Here is an 18692-nt window from a genome sequence, read left to right as displayed (position 1 = left end):
GATTGGCTTATGCCTGTAATTAAAGTACGTGAAAACGAATCATTCGACGTAGCTTTACGTCGTTTCAAACGCTCTTGCGAAAAAGCTGGTATTTTAGCAGAAGTTCGCGCTCGTGAATTCTATGAAAAACCAACTACAATCCGTAAACGTGAAAAAGCAACACTTGCTAAACGTCACGCTAAACGTAACGCTCGCGAAAACGCGCGCAATACCCGTTTATACTAATTTGTAGTATTTTCTAACTCGAGTTAAGACAAACCGTGAAACCTTTTGGGTATCACGGTTTTGTTGCTTTAAACTAATCGGAAAAAGTCACGCAAAATCAACCGCACTTTCGCATCGTATTCAAGGAGGCAAGGCAATGAAAGGCTCAATTCCACGCCAGTTTATTGATGATCTGCTCACAAAATCGAATATTGTCGATGTGATTAATGCACGCGTGAAACTCAAAAAAGCGGGACGAGATTATCAAGCTTGCTGTCCGTTTCATCACGAAAAAACACCCTCCTTCACAGTAAGTGAAAAAAAACAATTCTATTATTGCTTTGGTTGTGGTGCGAAAGGCAATGCGATTTCATTTTTAATGGATTATGACAAATTAGAATTTGTTGAAGCCGTTGAAGAACTTGCTGCTTCGGCAGGAATTGAAGTGCCTTATGAAAAACGCCCAAATCAATTCGGCAATAAACCGGATGTGAGTTATCAGACAAAACGTAATTTATACGATTTGATGCAAGAGATTGCGTCGTTTTATCAAGCGCAACTCCCACTAAATATTCCGGCTCAAAGCTATCTTCAGCAACGTGGTTTATCGCCAGAAATTATTGCTCGTTTTCAAATTGGTTATGTACCCAATGCGATGGATACGGTGTTACGTCAATTCGGCAAAAATCGAGAAGAACAGAAAAAGCTGTTTGATTTAGGTATGCTTTCTCGCAACGATCGTGGAAATGTGTACGATAAATTCCGTAATCGCATCATGTTTCCGATTCGAGATAAACGTGGTCGTACGGTCGCCTTTGGTGGACGTGTTTTAACGGATGAAAAACCCAAGTATTTGAACTCCCCCGAAACCATTACATACCATAAAGGTAATGAACTTTATGGCTTGTATGAAGCCTTACAAATCAATGATGAGCCAGAAAAATTACTGGTGGTTGAAGGCTACATGGACGTGGTGGCATTAGCGCAATTTGGTGTGAATTATGCAGTGGCTTCTCTTGGTACATCGACGACCTCGGAACAAATTCAATTATTGTTCCGTTCAACAGAGCAAGTCATTTGCTGCTACGATGGCGATAGAGCAGGGCGTGATGCTGCTTGGCGTGCACTTGAAAACGCCTTGCCTTATCTGGAGGATGGACGACAAATTAAGTTTATTTTCCTGCCAGATGGAGAAGATCCGGATACTTATATTCGTCAATATGGTAAAGAAAAGTTTGAAGAATATATTGATCAAGCTCAGTCTCTCACAGAATTCTTATTCGCGCATTTAAGTCCACAAGTAGATTTCTCGACGCAAGAAGGACGAGGCAAATTAGTGGCACTCGCGGCGCCTTTAATTCGTCAAATCCCTGGTGATATGCTGCGTCTTTCATTGCGGAATATGTTGGCGCAAAAGCTTGGGATCTTTGATCAATCACAGCTTGAAAGCTTAATACCAAATCAAATAGATAAGGCTGAACCCAAACCTAAAACGCCACAAAAAACCATTAAGAAAACACCAATGCGCATGGTGATTTCGCTGTTATTACAGAATTCACAATTAGTGAATCGTATTTCTGATGTGGGTTTACAAGCCTTAAAGCATGAGGCGGGTTACGAATTACTCGAAAAATTGACCGCACTTTGTCGAGAACGAGAAGGCATTACAACAGGGCAAATCTTAGAGTATTTTCGTGATACAGAATTCAGCAAGCCCCTTGAAATATTAGCCTCTTGGGATCATCTATTAGATGATTTAGAAATCATTAATGCATTCTCTCAAAACTATCGTCGATTGAATATTCAAGCGATTGAACGTGATATTGAGATGCTTATCGCCAAAGAAAGGGCGGAAGGCTTAACTGATCAAGAACGAGCAATTTTAGTGAATTTGCTCAAGGGAAAAGAAGAGCAGAAAAAACAGTTAGTTAATCCGTCATAACAATGGTAAAATCTCCTGTTCAAAACAAGGGCTTTTATCTTCCAAAAATAACGCAAAACGGGAATAAAAATGGAACAAAATCAACAATCTACCGCCGATCAATATTCAGAACAAATTGAACAGCTTATGGAATTAGGTCGTACGCAAGGTTATTTAACTTATGCGGAGATCAATGACTTGCTTCCAGAAGATTTGATCGATCCAGAATATTACGATAAGTTGTTGCAAACTTTACAGCATGATGCGGGTATTCCGGTTCTTGATGAAGCACCGGAAAGTGATGAAATGATGTTGAATGACACGATTCCGGATGAAGATGCTGTGGAAGAAGCAACGCAGATTTTATCCAATGTGGAATCTGAAATCGGTCGTACAACCGATCCTGTGCGTATGTATATGCGTGAAATGGGAACGGTTGATCTTCTTACCCGTGAAGATGAGATCAGCATTGCAAAACGTATTGAAGAAGGGATTGATGAAGTTCAAACCGCCATTGCAGCATATCCAGAAGCGTTAACAGAGCTATTAAATAATTATGATCAAGTTGAAGCGGGTAATTATCGTTTAGCTGATTTAATTACCGGCTTTGTGGATCCAAATATTGCCGCAGAGGAAGCAGCAAATATTGATGAGAATTTTGCTGACGAAGAGGAAAGTGTTGAAGCCGCTGCAGCTGCAGAAGTTGATGATGAGAGCGATGAGGAAGATGAAAGCAATAGCAGCTCAAGTTCTGATGAGAGCGATTCTGATAACAGCATCGATCCTGAAGTAGCGCGTGAAAGATTTGCGGCATTAAGAGAGCAACACACTAAAACATTAGCAACTATTGCAAAACACGGACGTAGTGGTAAACGCGCAAAAGATCAAATTGCTCTACTCGCAGATATTTTTAAACAATTCCGTTTAGTGCCAAAACAATTTGATGTACTTGTTTTATCAATGAAGAATATGATGAAACGTGTACGTGCAGAAGAGCGTCAACTACAAAAAGTATTAGTTGATATCGCGGGTATGCCGAAAGATGAATTTGAGGCACTCATTGTTGCTAATGGCAGCAGTGATGCATGGGTAGCAAAAGCATTAAAATCAACGAAAGCTTGGGCAAAACGTTTACCAAAATATGAAGAACGTATCCGTTTATCTTTAGATAACTTAGCGAATATTGAGCAAAATACCAATCTAACCATTCAACAAATGCGTGAGATTTGTGATGCGGTATCTCGTGGTGAACAAAAAGCTCGCCGTGCGAAAAAAGAAATGGTTGAAGCCAACTTACGTTTGGTCATTTCTATTGCGAAAAAATATACAAACCGAGGTTTACAATTCTTGGATTTAATTCAAGAAGGGAATATTGGTTTGATGAAAGCGGTAGATAAATTTGAATACCGTCGTGGTTATAAATTCTCAACCTATGCAACCTGGTGGATTCGTCAGGCAATTACGCGTTCCATTGCAGACCAAGCACGTACAATTCGTATTCCGGTTCATATGATTGAAACGATTAACAAATTAAATCGTATTTCTCGTCAAATGTTACAAGAAATGGGACGTGAAGCGACGCCGGAAGAGCTTGCTGAGCGTATGGGAATGCCAGAAGATAAAATTCGTAAAGTGCTTAAAATTGCGAAAGAGCCAATTTCAATGGAAACCCCAATCGGTGATGACGATGATTCACATTTAGGTGACTTCATCGAGGATTCAACTCTTGAATTGCCATTAGATTCTGCAACTGCGCAAAGCTTGAAAGTGGCAACTCATGAAGTGCTAGAAGGATTAACCCCTCGTGAAGCAAAAGTATTACGTATGCGTTTTGGTATTGATATGAACACCGACCACACGCTTGAAGAAGTGGGTAAACAATTTGATGTAACCCGTGAGCGTATTCGTCAGATTGAAGCGAAAGCATTGCGTAAATTACGTCATCCAAGTCGTTCAGAAACCTTAAGAAGTTTCTTAGATGAGTAATTATTCATTCATGTAAAAAATAAAGGGCAGAAATATCTGCCCTTTTTATTTGATTACATTTTACTATTTACCAAAAAACACATTCCCTTAAAATACGCGCTTTCATCATTTAAAAAAACAAGGAACTTTATGGAAGAATCTCAAGAACTAGAAAAGCTGCCTAGAGTAGTAACTAGTGTATTAAAAGTGATATTAAGTTTTTCACTTATTGCTTTGGCTTTAGTGTTGATTATTGCTTTAGCTAAAATTACCTATACCTTAGCAATTATGGTGTTCAATACATCAAGCGTAGTGCCTTATGATGTTGCTGAACAAGCCGTGATGTTTTTCTTATATTTCGGTTTTATTGGCCTAATCGTGCAATATTTTAAAAGTGGTTATCACTTTCCTTTGCGTTATTTTATTTACGCGGGGATTACCGCCATGTTGCGCCTGATTATTGTGAATCATGAGAGCTCAGTTGATACTATCTTATTCGCAGGCGCGATTTTAATTATGGTTATTGCACTTTGTTTAGTGTTGTATTCCAATAAAATTAAAATTTAAAAGTGCGGTCATTTTGACCGCGGTTTTGGAATGGATTATTCCGGTATAATCCATTCCACTGTCCAACTTCCCGTACCTTCAGGGACGAGCGTTTGGGTCAAATAAGGCAAAATAGACTTCATTTGTTGTTCTAATTGCCAAGGTGGATTAATCACTACCATTCCACTTGCGGTCATACCACGTTGATCGCTATCAGGGCGAACAGCCAATTCAATTTTCAGAATTTTACGAATTCCCGTTGCCTCTAATCCTTTAAAAATGCGTTTTGTTTGTTGGCGTAGAACCACTGGATACCAAATCGCATAAGTGCCTGTTGCAAAGCGTTTATAACCTTCTTCGATCGCTTTCACCACCAAATCATAATCCTCTTTTAATTCATAAGGTGGATCAATAAGCACTAAACCGCGGCGTTCTTTTGGTGGAAGTGTCGCTTTGAGTTGTTGGAAACCATTTTCTGATTTTGTGGTGATATTCTTAAACTCTTTAAAGTTATTGCGTAATAATGGAAAATCGCTAGGATGTAATTCTGTCAGTAATGCACGATCTTGAGGACGTAATAGTTGGGCGGCAATCATTGGAGAGCCTGAGTAATAACGTAATTCTTTACCACCATAATTGAGCTTTTTAATAAGATCTACGTAGCGTGCAACTTCTTCGGGTAAATCCTTTTTTTCCCAAAGTCTCCCAATTCCCTCTTTATATTCGCCAGTTTTTTCTGATTCGTTAGAACTTAAGCGATAACGACCGACACCTGAATGGGTGTCGAGATAGTAGAAACCTTTTTCTTTCAGAGAGAGATTTTCCAAAATCAGCATTAACACGATGTGTTTTAGCACATCGGCATGGTTGCCAGCATGGAAACTGTGACGATAACTTAACATGGTTTGTCCTTTTGACGTAAAAAAGTGCGGTCAAAATTAACCGCACTTTTAGTATTTAAATCAGGGTTAGAATAATTCTTCTGGTTGCGTTGCTGGAATGGCATCTTTAGTTTTACCTGTTCCACCGTTTAGACGTTGTTGTAACTCTGGTGGAACATAATAACCACGCTCTTGCATTTCCGCAATGTAAGTACGTTTAGGCTCAGTACCGACGATAAAGTATTCTTTGCGACCACCACCTTCAGAAAGTAAACCAGAGTTACTATCAATGGTTTTTTCCATGATGTTTGGTGGAAGTGTGAGTTGACGTTCTGGTACATCAGAAAGTGCAGCTTTCATATAAGCAACCCAGGCAGGCATTGCGGTTTTCGCACCCGCTTCACCTTTACCTAATACGCGTTTGTTATCATCGAAACCGACATAGGTCGTTGTCACTAAGTTAGCACCAAAGCCCGCATACCAAGCAACTTTCGCACTATTCGTGGTACCGGTTTTACCGCCGATGTCACTACGCTTAATGCTTTGAGCAATACGCCAGCTGGTACCTTTCCAACTAAGTCCTTGCTCACCATAAATCGCCGTATTTAATGCACTACGAATTAAGAAGGCTAATTCACCACTAATCACACGAGGTGCGTACTCTTGTTTTGCCGCACCGTCTTTCGCATCCGCCATTAAATCAACAGAACCGTCATTTAATGCTGATGTTTGAAGCTCTGGCAAGTCTGGTACATTCTCAGGTTGCTGATCACCCTCACCTTCATCTGTATCGGTGTTGCTATTACCTTTAGCAGATTTTAGATTGTCAGGGTTAGCCACTTCTGCGACATCTTTAAAACCATCAATTTTATCTTTGGTTTCACCATAAATCACAGGAATGTCGTTACAGGTAATACAAGCAATTTTCGGGTTCGCAATAAATAAATCTTTACCGGTATTGTCTTGAATTTTTTCGATAAGGTAAGGATCAATTAAGAAACCACCGTTATCAAATACCGCGTAAGCACGTGCCATTTCTAACGGAGTAAAGGATGCTGCACCTAATGCAAGCGCTTCGCTGGCAAAATATTGGTCGCGTTTAAATCCAAAACGTTGTAAGAAGTCAGCGGTAAAGCCAACACCTGCAGTTTGTAGTGCTCGGATGGCAATCATGTTTTTAGATTGACCTAACCCCACACGTAAACGCATTGGACCGTCATAACGATCAGGTGAGTTTTTCGGTTGCCACAAAGGTTGTCCTGGTTTTTGAATAGAGATAGGACTATCTTGCAATACGCTTGAAAGGGTTAAACCTTTTTCTAATGCAGCGGCATAGATAAATGGTTTAATCGAAGAACCGACTTGTACTAAAGATTGCGTTGCACGATTAAATTTACTTTGTTCATAACTAAAACCACCCACCATCGCTTCAATGGCTCCATTATCAGAGTTTAATGAAACTAATGCAGAGTTAGCCGCGGGAATTTGACCTAAAATCCATTCGCCGTTATCACGTTTGCGAATCCAAATCTGTTCACCCACTTTAACCGGTGATTTACCGGCCCAACGCATTGCGTTAGAAGAAAGCGTCATCGTTTCATTATTTGCTAAGAGCAATTCTGCGCCATTTTTACCTAATGCTGTTACCGCTGCGGGAATAAACGGCTCTGAATCTGGCAATTTTTTCAAGAAAGCGACAATGCGTTCATTATCCCATGGTGCTTCACCTTTTTTCCAAAGTGGTGCACCACCACGCCAGCCATGACGCATATCATAATCGATCAGGTTATTACGGACGGCTTTTTGTGCTTCCGCTTGATCTTTTGAAAGCACAGTTGTGAAGACTTTATAACCTTTGGTATAAGCCTCTTCTTCACCAAAACGTTTCACCATTTCTTGACGAACCATTTCAGTTACATAGTCTGCACGAAATTCGAATTTAGCCCCATGATAACTTGCGACGATTGGCTCTTTAATGGCCGCATCATATTCTGCTTTGGTGATTTTGTTTTCATCCAACATTCGACTTAATACTACATTACGGCGTTCTTCGGCACGTTTTGGCGAATAGAGGGGATTCATGGTAGAAGGGGCTTTTGGTAAGCCTGCGATGACGGCCATTTCAGAAAGCGTTAATTCATCTAAGTTTTTACCAAAGTAGGTTTGTGCGGCAGCCGCGACGCCGTAAGAACGATACCCTAGGAAAATTTTATTCAAATAAAGTTCTAAAATTTCTTGTTTACTTAAGGCATTTTCAATTTCGATCGCTAATACTGCTTCGCGAGCTTTACGAATAATGGTTTTTTCTGGGGTTAAGAAGAAGTTACGTGCAAGCTGTTGCGTAATGGTACTAGCCCCTTGGGATGCTCCACCATTGTTGACGGCAACAAAAATCGCACGAGCAATACCAACAGGGTCTAAACCGTGATGTTCATAAAAACGGCTATCTTCAGTTGCTAAGAAGGCATCTTGCAGACGCTGAGGCACATTTTCTAATTTCACAGGAATACGGCGTTGTTCACCCACTTCACCGATTAATTTGCCATCAGCCGTATAGATTTGCATTGGTTGTTGCAACTCAACGGTTTTTAAGCTTTCTACCGACGGTAAGGAGGATTTTAAGTGAAAATAAAACACTCCACCGGCAACTAACCCCAGTATACATATCGTAAATAGGGTACTTAATATTAATTTTGCGATCCGCATCGTAAAATTCTCTCTGGTTTAATGAATATTCAAAAAATCAAAATTATGATTTTGGCTGCTAAGTATAAAAGATTAATCCCTTAAAGAATAGGAAAGAATATGGGAATTGCCAATAGAAAGCAGCAAAAACTACAAATTGGTGTGAGTAAACAACAAGATAACCTCTATTTTGTTTGGCTAGATGAATTACACAAAGTTCAATCAATTTGTTTAAATACGCAACAAAAAGATATTTTTTCTCAGTTATTGCCTCATTTGCCACAAAAAAACAGTCAATGCTGTTTTGTTGGCGCCATTTCGCCCCACTTAACTTGGTCTAAAACACTTATTCTACCACAAACACTCAATGCCCAGGAATGTGAACAACAATGTCGTTTTATTTTGCAAAAAGAATTACCGATTCCTTTGGATGAATTATGGTTTGATTATCTTACCACGCCATTAAAACAAGGTTTTCGTTTGGATATCACGGCGATTCGACAAGAAAGCGCCAATGCAGAATTAGAAAAATATTTGCCACTAAAATTGACTGCACTTGATTTACTGAATCACAGCATTTTGCGTGCATTTTATGCCATTTTAGGGCAAGAGCCGACGAACGCCTTGTTTTTATATCAAGATCAACAAGGTTGTCTCGCCGTTTGTGAACGCTTACAACAACGACAAGTCTTACAATCTCAAAGTGATTTATCTGAGCTTTATCAACAATTTATCCAGCGTTTTCCTGAAACAATAGAACAGATTTATGTGTATCAAACGCCCGATATATTAAATTCACGCACAATCGAATTACTGCCTCAGGATTGGCCACGAATCGAAACAGATTTACCTTTCATCGCTTTAGGCAATGCACTCTGGCAAACCGATTTAAAGCTCGTGGATTTATCCTCAAAAACGACCGCACTTTTGACTCCAAGTAATCGGGAGAGTGGTGATGTTAAGCCTTAATCTATTGCCTTGGCGCTTAGAACAACATCAAAAGGCCTTTCGTCGTTTTATGTGGCAAGGTTTAATTTGGCTAGCTTGTTTAGTTTTGATTGTTGTTGGATTGAACCAACTCAATGAACAACAAGGGCAAGCCCTAAGCCAGACAAAAGAAAAACTGACACAAATTACTCATCAAGTCCATCAGAAACGCATTCAAGTTCAGCAACTACAAAGTAACTTAAAAGAACTGAATGAGCTGACAGAAATGGAGACGGAATATGTGTATCGAATGCTTAATTTATTAACTGAGTTGCCATTACAACAAGGTGAGTTAGATGAATTTACGCTCAATGCTAAGCAAGTTGTCCTTTCAGGCATGACAGAAAGCCAACAAGAGTTTGAAGAGATACATCAATTTCTCAAACGCCATTTTACAGAGGTTAACTTAACTAAGTTTCAACCAGTGCAACAGCAGTTGTTCTTTCAATTTGATATTCATTTATCGGAGCTTGTGCAATGAGAAACCTTATCAACGAGATCGTTCAAAAAAGTGCGCAAAGTTGGTTTGGGCGATGGCTTCGATTACCTCAAATGGTCCATGCTGCCTTTTGGTTGAGTGCATTAAGTGCGGTCATCTTTTTACCTGTTTTTCGTTACGTTGAAAACAGTAATGAACGACATCGACTTGACGCAGAATTGAGTTTGCAACAACAAGAGTGGGAGAAACAGGAAAAGATTTTACAAACCTTAAGACAAAAGTCAGACAGCCGACAACTTTCTCCAGAATTGGCTAATTCTGTGTTGCCGATAAATCAGCATGTGCAGGCGTTGTTAAATGGGCGACTTCGAGCGTTGGATTTGCGTTGGGATTTTTCTCAACATACTTTGTTCCATTTGTCGTTACAAGGCTATTTTGTCGATTTACAGCAATTTTTGATCGCACTTTTAAGCGATGTTCCTACACTTTCGTTAACGCAATTAAACATTGAAAAATTAGATGAAGAGGAAAATGCTTCTATTACATGTGAGTTAATTTTCCAATTAAATAAGGATAAATAATGAAAAAGCTCTTCTTAATCTTGATAGCGTTTTTTTCTGTATCGTCATTTTCGCAAGATCCTTTTGATCGTAAACAAAGAGAACAAACCGAATATCCAAAAGAGGGGCTCACCCTACCGCCAGTGTCGGCTTGCGTATATTCGGAGCCGAGACTGGCGGAGGAACGCCCATTGGCTCAGCTACATATTGTAGGTGTCTTGCAATACGGTAAACAGGCAGAAGTGTTATTTAATGATGATGGGCATATTTTGTTGGTTCAAGTCGGGCAGAGAATTGGAAAGGAAGGCTATTTAATCGAAAAAGTGAGTAAAAACAGCTTGACGCTTCAAGGTTATAAAGCAGGACAATGTGAACAAACGACATCAATCATCATGAGATTTTAAAATGATAAAGCAGAAAATAAAAACAAAGTGCGGTCAGTTTTTAATGTGTTTTTTGATCCTATGGACAACTTACTCAGCGGCAGAGAATCGCGTATTTTCACTTCGCTTAAAACAAGCTCCCATGGTGGCGACACTCCAACAACTTGCTCTTGAGCAAAATACTAATTTAATGATTGATGATGAATTAGAGGGAACGCTTTCATTGCAATTGGATAATGTAGATTTTGATCGTTTATTGCGTTCTGTAGCAAAAATCAAAGGGCTCTCTTTTTATCAAGAAAATGATATTTATTATTTGGGTAAGCCTTCTCAACATGAGCAATATGCAGAGAAAATGACAGAACCTATGGCAATTAGCGGAGAAAGTTTGCCTAGTGAAACACCACTTGTGAGTACAACGGTTAAACTGCATTTTGCCAAGGCCTCTGATGTGATGAAATCTTTAACAACTGGTAGTGGTTCTTTGCTTTCACCTAGCGGCACAATTACATTTGATGACCGAAGCAATGTATTACTGATTCAGGATGATGCACGTTCACTCAAAAATATTAAAAAATTGATTGCAGAGCTAGATAAACCCATTGAACAAATTGTCATTGAAGCACGTATTGTGACGATTACCGATGAAAGCCTAAAAGAATTAGGTGTGCGTTGGGGTATTTTTAATCCTACTGAGGCAGCCCATCGAGTGAGTGGCAGTCTAGATGCGAATGGGTTTAGCAATATCAGTAATAATTTAAATGTGAATTTTGCGACAACGGTCACGCCAGCTGGCTCATTAGCTCTTCAAGTAGCTAAAATTAATGGTCGATTATTAGACCTAGAATTGACCGCACTTGAACGTGAAAATAACGTAGAAATTATTGCAAGCCCTCGCTTACTTACGACCAACAAGAAAAGCGCAAGCATCAAACAAGGGACAGAAATTCCTTATGTGGTGACAAATGGGAAAAATGACACTCAATCAGTGGAATTTCGAGAAGCGGTGTTGGGATTAGAAGTGACACCACATATTTCGAAGGATAATAATATTTTATTGGATTTATTAGTGAGTCAAAATTCTCCAGGGAATCGAGTGGCTTATGGGCAAAATGAAGTGGTATCCATTGATAAACAAGAAATTAATACGCAAGTGTTTGCCAAAGATGGCGAAACAATTGTATTAGGTGGTGTATTTCACGATACGATCACGAAAGGTGTCGATAAAGTACCATTATTGGGCGATATTCCAGGTATTAAGCGCTTATTTAGTAAGGAAAGTGAACGTCATCAAAAACGCGAACTCGTCATTTTTGTGACACCTCATATTTTGAAACAGGGTGAAAGAATGGAAATGGCTAAGAAAGAAAAGCATTTTAAGCAAGTTGAAAAAGCGAAAAAATAAAGTGCGGTCAATTTCTTTTATGTTTTCCCATTTTTTTCAGTTTAGCTGTGTGTATTGCAAGCGATCTATTCATCTTGGTCGAAACGGGTTGTGTAGTCGATGTCAGAAGCAAATTAAAACTTTCCCTTATTGTGGTCGATGTGGTTCACCCTTGCAGCATTATGCAATGGGCTGTGGACATTGTTTGAAAAATGAACCTGCTTGGGATCGCATTGTGATCATTGGGCATTACCTTGAACCACTTTCTTCACTTATTCATCGTTTTAAATTCCAAAAACAGTTTTGGTTAGATCGCAGTTTATCGCGTTTGCTTTATCTTGCGGTGCGACAGGCGAGACGAACACATGGGCTCTCGCTGCCACAGGCGATTATTCCCGTACCGTTATATCATTTTCGACAATGGCAACGGGGCTATAACCAAGCTGATTTATTGGCTAATTGGTTAAGTCGCTGGTGTGATGTGCCTAACTGTCATCATGTGGTGAAACGGATTAAACATACCCATACTCAGCGAGGTTTAACGGCGAAAGATCGACGACAAAACCTTAAAAATGCTTTTACAGTGAATACCCAAAAGCCTTTTCCTTATGAACGTGTTGCGTTGGTGGATGATGTGATTACAACCGGTTCAACATTAGCAGAAATAGCTAAACAGCTTCGAAAATTAGGTGTAAAAGAAATTCAAGTATGGGGCTTAGCTCGAGCCTAAAATCTGTTAAGGATAGGATTTACCTATATCTATAAAAATAGGAATAAATGTAGAAAAAATTGCCGTATAGGAGTATCATTCTTGATATATTGCATCAAGTATTAGGACTTTATTTATGGAACAAATTTTTATTTCAGATGCTGCACAAGCACATTTTCGGAAACTTTTAGATACACAAGAAGAAGGTACAAATATTCGTATTTTTGTCGTGAATCCTGGTACGCCTGGGGCAGAATGTGGCGTTTCTTATTGCCCGCCAAATTCAGTTGAAGCGACTGATACCGAAATGAAATACGATACTTTTTCAGCGTTTGTAGATGAAATCAGTTTACCGTTTTTAGAAGATGCGGAAATTGATTACGTAACCGAAGAGCTCGGTGCTCAACTGACTTTAAAAGCACCTAACGCAAAAATGCGTAAAGTTGCAGATGATGCGCCTTTAATTGAGCGCGTAGAGTACGTGATCCAAACACAAATTAACCCACAATTAGCCAGCCATGGCGGTAAAATCACGTTAATTGAAATTACCGATGACGGTTATGCAGTTCTACAATTTGGTGGTGGCTGTAACGGTTGTTCAATGGTTGATGTCACCTTAAAAGATGGTGTAGAGAAACAATTGGTCGCACTTTTCCCAAATGAACTAAAAGGCGCACGAGACGTCACAGAACACCAGCGTGGTGAACATTCTTATTACTAAGCATAGAAGATAAAAAAGGGCGAATTATTCGCCCTTTTATTTTTAAGCAGTAGACAATTTCTGTAACAACCGATCCATGGCCCGATATCCTAGCGCTTCTGCTAAATGAGATTGTTGTATTTCTTTTTCGCCATTTAAATCAGCAATCGTGCGTGAGACTTTTAAAATCCGATGATAGGCTCTTACTGAAAGTCCTAGCTTATTGAGTGCATTCTCAAGGAATAATGCATCTTTATCTTGTAATTTACAGTCTCGTTCAATTTCTTTGCTTGAAAGATACGCATTGATTTTACCGGCTCGAGTAAGTTGAATTTCCCTCACTTTTAACACTTTTTCTCGTACTTGCTGGCTTGTCTCGCCTCTATCCCCTGTATTCTGTAAGCTACCTTGTGGCAGAAGAGGGACTTCAATAGATAAATCAAAGCGATCTAAAAACGGTCCTGAAAGTCGGTTTAAATAACGCATCACTTGCTGCGGTGAGGTGCGATTATGTGTTCCAGTGTAATGACCCGTTGGGCTTGGATTCATTGCGGCAACGAGTTGAAAGCGAGCAGGGAATTGGATTTTCGCATTGGCACGCGAAATAATAATTTCTCCACTTTCTAATGGCTGGCGAAGCGCATCAAGCACTTTACGCTCAAACTCAGGCAATTCATCAAGAAAAAGTACGCCGTTATGTGCGAGCGATATTTCGCCTGGTTTTGGAATGGTTCCTCCTCCTACTAAGGCAGGTAATGAGGCACTATGATGTGGCGCTCGAAACGGACGTTGTTTCCAGTTATGAAAATTTAATTCATTTTGTACTAAACTCGTAACCGAAGCGGTTTCAATGGCTTCTAAATCCGTCATTTCAGGGAGCAATGCCGTGAGGCGACTTGCCAACATGGTTTTACCCGTCCCAGGTGGCCCTAAAAAGAGTAGGTTGTGCTGACCAGCTGCCGCTATCGTTAGAGCTCGTTTAGCATGTTGCTGACCAATAATATCGGTCAAATCCAAGTGATTTTTAGCTGAAAATCCGACCGCACTTTCTTGTGCAAGTAATGAAGCCAAAGGTAATTTTTCTTGATTATTTAAGAATTGCACGACTTCTAGCAGATTTTTAGCGAAATAAGTCTCTTGCTCTGAGACAAGCGACGCCTCATTGGCATTTTGATAAGCGATAATGGGGGCACGTTTGGCTTTTTGTGCCGCTAAAATGGCAGGAATGACACCGTGTACGCCACGTAATTCCCCCGTCAAGGCGAGCTCGCCAACGAATTCAAATTGTTTTAAACGGCTACCGTCTAATTGATCTGATGCAGCTAAAATACCGATTGCAATAGGTAAATCAAATCTCCCTCCTTCTTTGGGTAAATCAGCCGGTGCAAGATTTACGGTGATGCGTTTGGCAGGATATTTGAACTGCGCATTCATTAATGCACTTCTGACACGATCTTGCGCTTCTTTTACGGTTTTTTCGGGTAGACCAACTAAGGTAAATCCAGGCTTTCCGTTACTTAAGTGTACCTCAATGGTAACAAGAGGGGCTTGTACCCCCATTGATGCACGGCTATAAACAATGGCAAGAGACATTCAGATTCCTTAAAGTGCGGTCAAAAATAATCAGATTTTTGCACTATAAAAAAAGCACAGAATGAAATCATGCATCCTGTACTTTTTTTGCGATCTTGATCGCAGAAATGACTTTTTCTTGATAAAAAACTACGAAAAAAGTGGCGAAAACCAACTATCTAACTTGGCAGCCAATTTATCAATGCCAATTTTATTTTGTGCAGAAAAGGCTTCGACTTGAATATCACCTTGGAAGGGTAAAATGGCTTCACGTACCATTTTGACTTGTTTGCTACGCGCACTTTGACTGAGTTTATCTGCCTTAGTTAAAAGTAACATAACTGGTAAGTCAGCAGAAACAGCCCATTCGATCATTTGTTGGTCGAGATCTTTTAAAGGATGGCGAATATCCATTAAAACAACAAGTCCACCTAAACATTTACGCTTTTGCAAATATTCCCCGAGGGATTTTTGCCATTCAATTTTCATTTTCTCAGGAACCGCAGCATAGCCATAGCCGGGTAAGTCCACCAATTTACAATTCGGCTCTACCTCAAAAAGATTGATGAGCTGTGTACGACCAGGTGTTTTAGACGTTCTGGCTAAGCTTTTTTGATTGGTTAACGCATTAAGTGCGGTTGATTTCCCTGCATTTGAGCGTCCCGCAAAAGCAATTTCAATTCCAGTATCTTCTGGGATGGCACGAATATTTGGGGCGCTCGTAAGAAAATGCGTTTTATGATAATTCAGTTTAATTTCAGACATAATGGTTCCTTTCATCAATTGCCCCTAGCATATCACAAATAGAAAAATTGCTGAAATTATGAGAGAATGCGCGCTTTGTGTGATTTAAAGCCTCTTTAATTATATTAACAACTATGGAATCTCAAGAGAAGCAATATCGCTGGCCAAAAGCGGAAGCCGTTTATCCCGATAGACCTGGGCATTCTTATGTGCTTAAGCGCCTACGTTATCGTCTTCGTGCTTTTTTACACCGTGGATCAATTGCTCAATTTGAGCAATTTATTAACCAGCATCCTTTTCTTGTGACGTTATTAAATGAACATGCAGATTATAGCTATCCGTTAGTTTATCGTTTTTTAGATAAACGTTTTAACAGTAAACAGCGTTTCCAAGCTATCTGCGATAATCTACTTTTTTTACCTAAAAAATTGAGCGCACTTTCAGCACCTATTTATAAAACGTCATTAAGTTTTGGTGAAGTGATTCCTGATTTTGAAATAATATTGTCGATGACCACACACCAACCAATGGAAGGCTATTGGGTATTGGAGTTATGGCATAAACCACGTAATGAATTAGTGTATTTGCTTACTTTTGCCAAACTTGGCGAGTCATTGCTTATTTCTGTGGTGCAGGGGCCCAATTTTGAGGGTTCTAAAGAGATGGTGAAGCAACTCACAAAAACTTGTCATGGTTTGCGCCCTGCTTATTTGATGGTGGAAACGATGAAAGCATTGACAAAAGCGTTGGGTTTTAAGACGTTATTGGGCATTCCACAAAAATATCAAAATAAATCGCGTTTTATTCAAAGTTCACATTATGTCGTAGATTATGATGCGATTTTTGCTGAATCAGGTGGACAGTTGAAGGACTATTGGGAATTACCTTTAGAAATAGATAGAAATCTTGATGGTGTACCGAGTAAAAAACGTTCCATGTATCGCAAGCGTTATGCGATGCTAGATGATTTGGCCAAAGTAATCGAAGAAAAGTTAGGATTGTAAAAGTAAAAAGTGCGGTGAATTTTGACCGCACTTTTTGTTTTATAAGACTTTCAAACAAGCCACAAAATGGCTGTTGTTTTGGCTGGTTAAAGGTGGTTTTTGTTTCGCACAATTTTCATCAGCTTTCAGGCAGCGAGTTCGGAACACGCAACCTGACGGTGGATTAATTGGCGAAGGCAGCTCACCTTCAAGTAATTCGATGGACTTATTGCGTTCCAATTTTGGATCGGGAATTGGAACTGCAGACATTAAGGCTTTGGTATAAGGATGTTTGGTATTGTTATATACCTCCTCATCACTGCCTAATTCCATGGCATTGCCTAAATACATCACTAACACGCGGTCAGAAATGTGTTTTACCACCGCCAAATCATGAGCGATGAAAATTAAGGAAAGCCCCATTTCTTTTTGCAGGGATTTCAATAAATTCACCACTTGAGCCTGAATTGACACATCCAGAGCAGAAACAGGCTCATCACAAATGATCATTTTCGGCTCAATGATTAACGCGCGAGCGATACCGATACGCTGACATTGGCCACCAGAAAACTCATGCGGATAGCGGTTAATCAAGTTGGGTAAAAGCCCAACTTTCAACATCATAGCTTGCACTTTTTCTTTCACTTCAGCGGTGCTTAAGTGCGGTTGGTAGATCTTTAATGGTTCAGCAATGATTTCACCAATATTCATTCGTGGATTGAGAGAGGCGAGAGGGTCTTGGAAAATCATTTGAATATCTTTACGCGTTTCTTTCCATTGTTTCGCTGATTGTTTTCGCAAATTTTTGCCAAGCCACAAGATTTCCCCTTCACTCGCTTCGACTAAACCGATAATAGCGCGTGCAAGAGTTGATTTACCGCAACCTGATTCACCCACTACACCGAGAGTTTCACCTGCGTAAAGTTTAAAAGACACATCCTTCACCGCTTTTAAGGTTTGCGGTTTGGCGAAGAAAAGGGATTTATCATTTTTAATTTTAAAACTGACGCCTAAGTGATTGACTTCAAGGAGTAATTCTTTGTTGTTTGAGACTGTCATAGGTTAAATTTCTCCGCGGGTAACCAACAATTGCGTAATTGACCACGATTAAATGTAGTCAGTTTTGGCGCAGTTTGGCATTGTTCGGTAGCAAATTGGCAACGAGGTGAGAATGGACAACCTTTTGGCAAATGCAGTAAATTCGGCGGATTGCCTGGAATGGTGACCAAGTGTTCTTCATTGCCGTCTAAACGAGGAATTGCATCCATTAAGCCAATGGAATAAGGATGCGTCGGATGATAGAAAATTTGTTCCGCTGTGCCGTATTCCATGGTTCGTCCGGCATACATCACCATGACTTGATCGCAGATACCTGCCACTACACCAAGATCATGGGTAATCATAATAATCGCAGTATTAAATTCGCGTTTTAACTCATTTAACAAGGTCATGATTTGTGCTTGAACGGTTACATCCAAAGCGGTTGTTGGTTCATCTGCAATGAGTAGTTTTGGACGGCATAATAAGGCCATCGCAATCATCACCCGTTGACGCATACCGCCAGAAAATTCATGAGGATACATACCCATACGTTTTTTGGCTTCTGGCATTTTAACTGCGTCTAACATTTTCACGGATTCGGCAAAGGCAGTTTGTTTATCATAGCCCTTATGCAATTGCAGCACTTCCATGAGTTGTTCACCGATTTTCATGTAAGGATTTAGCGACGTCATCGGATCTTGGAAAATCATGGAAATTTGCTCGGCACGGATTTTATTCAATTCAGCATTCGGTAAATTAACTAATTCTTTCCCTTCAAAAATGGCTGAACCTTCCACTTCACCGTTGGCTGCCAATAAACCCATTAAAGCAAAGGCTGTTTGTGACTTACCAGAACCACTTTCGCCTACAATACCGAGCGTGCTTCCGGCATTCAGCGTGAAGTTTAAATCATTCACCGCTGTGACGACACCATCTGGTGTTTTGAAGCGAACGTAGAGATTTTTTACATCTAATAAAGGATTCATGA

The 18692-nt window shown here is 39.9% G+C and carries 17 protein-coding genes and 2 pseudogenes; 12 read left to right on the top strand and 7 right to left on the bottom strand.

Translation table 11 applies throughout. The annotated features are described in order from the left end of the window. The first annotated feature begins 9 nt into the window (after positions 1-9). The 4 genes from rpsU (at position 10) to psiE (ending at position 4657) form a co-directional block, all read left to right on the top strand. Positions 10-225 (top strand): 30S ribosomal protein S21, encoded by a 216-nt coding sequence (gene rpsU / locus HMPREF2732_RS08610; RefSeq protein ID WP_005694732.1) that lies wholly within the window; start codon positions 10-12, stop codon positions 223-225. Between the two features lie 136 nt (positions 226-361). Further along, entirely contained in the window at positions 362-2146 is a 1785-nt protein-coding gene (gene dnaG / locus HMPREF2732_RS08605; protein WP_049385085.1) for a DNA primase, read from the top strand. A 69-nt stretch (positions 2147-2215) separates the two neighbouring features. Further along, complete coding sequence (gene rpoD, locus HMPREF2732_RS08600; protein ID WP_049385084.1) at positions 2216-4111, top strand: RNA polymerase sigma factor RpoD; 1896 nt, start codon at positions 2216-2218, stop codon at positions 4109-4111. Between the two features lie 129 nt (positions 4112-4240). Further along, a complete protein-coding gene (gene psiE / locus HMPREF2732_RS08595; RefSeq protein ID WP_049365746.1) occupies positions 4241-4657 on the top strand; it encodes a phosphate-starvation-inducible protein PsiE in 417 nt (138 codons plus the stop codon). A 35-nt stretch (positions 4658-4692) separates the two neighbouring features. Here the strand turns inward: psiE and HMPREF2732_RS08590 are convergent, their stop codons facing one another. The 3 genes and pseudogenes from HMPREF2732_RS08590 to HMPREF2732_RS08585 all read right to left on the bottom strand — a co-directional run. Further along, entirely contained in the window at positions 4693-5538 is an 846-nt protein-coding gene (locus HMPREF2732_RS08590) for a 23S rRNA (adenine(2030)-N(6))-methyltransferase RlmJ (protein WP_049385083.1), read from the bottom strand. A gap of 66 nt (positions 5539-5604) precedes the next feature. Further along, a pseudogene (locus HMPREF2732_RS10015) lies at positions 5605-6297 on the bottom strand (penicillin-binding protein 1A); the annotation flags it as partial. Between the two features lie 75 nt (positions 6298-6372). Continuing rightward, positions 6373-8223, bottom strand: a pseudogene (locus HMPREF2732_RS08585) (penicillin-binding protein 1A); the annotation flags it as partial. A gap of 99 nt (positions 8224-8322) precedes the next feature. Between HMPREF2732_RS08585 and HMPREF2732_RS08580 the strand changes: the two are divergent. The 7 genes from HMPREF2732_RS08580 to nfuA all read left to right on the top strand — a co-directional run bounded on the left by HMPREF2732_RS08580 (position 8323) and on the right by nfuA (position 13385). Further along, positions 8323-9171 (top strand): competence protein ComA, encoded by an 849-nt coding sequence (locus HMPREF2732_RS08580; RefSeq protein ID WP_070592531.1) that lies wholly within the window; start codon positions 8323-8325, stop codon positions 9169-9171. Then, positions 9158-9670, top strand: coding sequence for a PilN domain-containing protein (locus HMPREF2732_RS08575; protein WP_070592528.1), 513 nt, complete (start codon positions 9158-9160; stop codon positions 9668-9670). The genes HMPREF2732_RS08580 and HMPREF2732_RS08575 overlap by 14 nt, the downstream gene beginning before the upstream one ends. Then, on the top strand, positions 9667-10209 hold the full coding sequence (locus HMPREF2732_RS08570) for a competence protein ComC (protein WP_070592526.1): 543 nt from the start codon (positions 9667-9669) through the stop codon (positions 10207-10209). Before HMPREF2732_RS08575 ends, HMPREF2732_RS08570 begins: the two co-directional genes overlap by 4 nt. Continuing rightward, positions 10209-10592 carry a pilus assembly protein PilP gene (locus tag HMPREF2732_RS08565; RefSeq protein ID WP_049385075.1) on the top strand — a complete coding sequence of 128 codons (384 nt, stop codon included), beginning with the start codon at positions 10209-10211 and terminating at the stop codon, positions 10590-10592. Before HMPREF2732_RS08570 ends, HMPREF2732_RS08565 begins: the two co-directional genes overlap by 1 nt. Before the next feature lies 1 nt (position 10593). After that, on the top strand, positions 10594-11976 hold the full coding sequence (locus HMPREF2732_RS08560; RefSeq protein ID WP_070592523.1) for a type IV pilus secretin PilQ: 1383 nt from the start codon (positions 10594-10596) through the stop codon (positions 11974-11976). A 19-nt stretch (positions 11977-11995) separates the two neighbouring features. Continuing rightward, positions 11996-12685, top strand: coding sequence for a ComF family protein (locus HMPREF2732_RS08555; protein ID WP_070592520.1), 690 nt, complete (start codon positions 11996-11998; stop codon positions 12683-12685). 115 nt (positions 12686-12800) lie between these two features. Then, entirely contained in the window at positions 12801-13385 is a 585-nt protein-coding gene (gene nfuA / locus HMPREF2732_RS08550) for a Fe-S biogenesis protein NfuA (protein ID WP_014064659.1), read from the top strand. Positions 13386-13427: 42 nt separating this feature from the next. Here nfuA and HMPREF2732_RS08545 read toward each other — a convergent pair whose 3' ends face one another. Then, a complete protein-coding gene (locus HMPREF2732_RS08545; protein ID WP_070592517.1) occupies positions 13428-14957 on the bottom strand; it encodes a YifB family Mg chelatase-like AAA ATPase in 1530 nt (509 codons plus the stop codon). 129 nt (positions 14958-15086) lie between these two features. Further along, positions 15087-15701: a ribosome biogenesis GTP-binding protein YihA/YsxC gene (gene yihA, locus HMPREF2732_RS08540; RefSeq protein WP_070592514.1), complete on the bottom strand. Its 615-nt coding sequence runs from the start codon at positions 15699-15701 to the stop codon at positions 15087-15089. A gap of 113 nt (positions 15702-15814) precedes the next feature. Between yihA and HMPREF2732_RS08535 the strand changes: the two genes are divergently transcribed. Continuing rightward, a complete protein-coding gene (locus HMPREF2732_RS08535) occupies positions 15815-16684 on the top strand; it encodes a VirK/YbjX family protein (RefSeq protein ID WP_070592510.1) in 870 nt (289 codons plus the stop codon). Between the two features lie 39 nt (positions 16685-16723). Here the strand turns inward: HMPREF2732_RS08535 and oppF are convergent, their stop codons facing one another. Then, on the bottom strand, positions 16724-17722 hold the full coding sequence (oppF, locus tag HMPREF2732_RS08530) for a murein tripeptide/oligopeptide ABC transporter ATP binding protein OppF (protein WP_070592507.1): 999 nt from the start codon (positions 17720-17722) through the stop codon (positions 16724-16726). Then, positions 17719-18690 (bottom strand): ABC transporter ATP-binding protein, encoded by a 972-nt coding sequence (locus HMPREF2732_RS08525; protein ID WP_070592506.1) that lies wholly within the window; start codon positions 18688-18690, stop codon positions 17719-17721. The genes oppF and HMPREF2732_RS08525 overlap by 4 nt, the downstream gene beginning before the upstream one ends. Positions 18691-18692 lie beyond the last annotated feature (2 nt).

The organism is Haemophilus sp. HMSC061E01 (genome assembly GCF_001810345.1).
In the GTDB taxonomy this organism is placed as follows: Bacteria; Pseudomonadota; Gammaproteobacteria; order Enterobacterales; family Pasteurellaceae; genus Haemophilus_D.
Note: the sequence above shows the minus strand (reverse complement) of the source record. Positions and strands in the feature narration are given on the sequence as shown.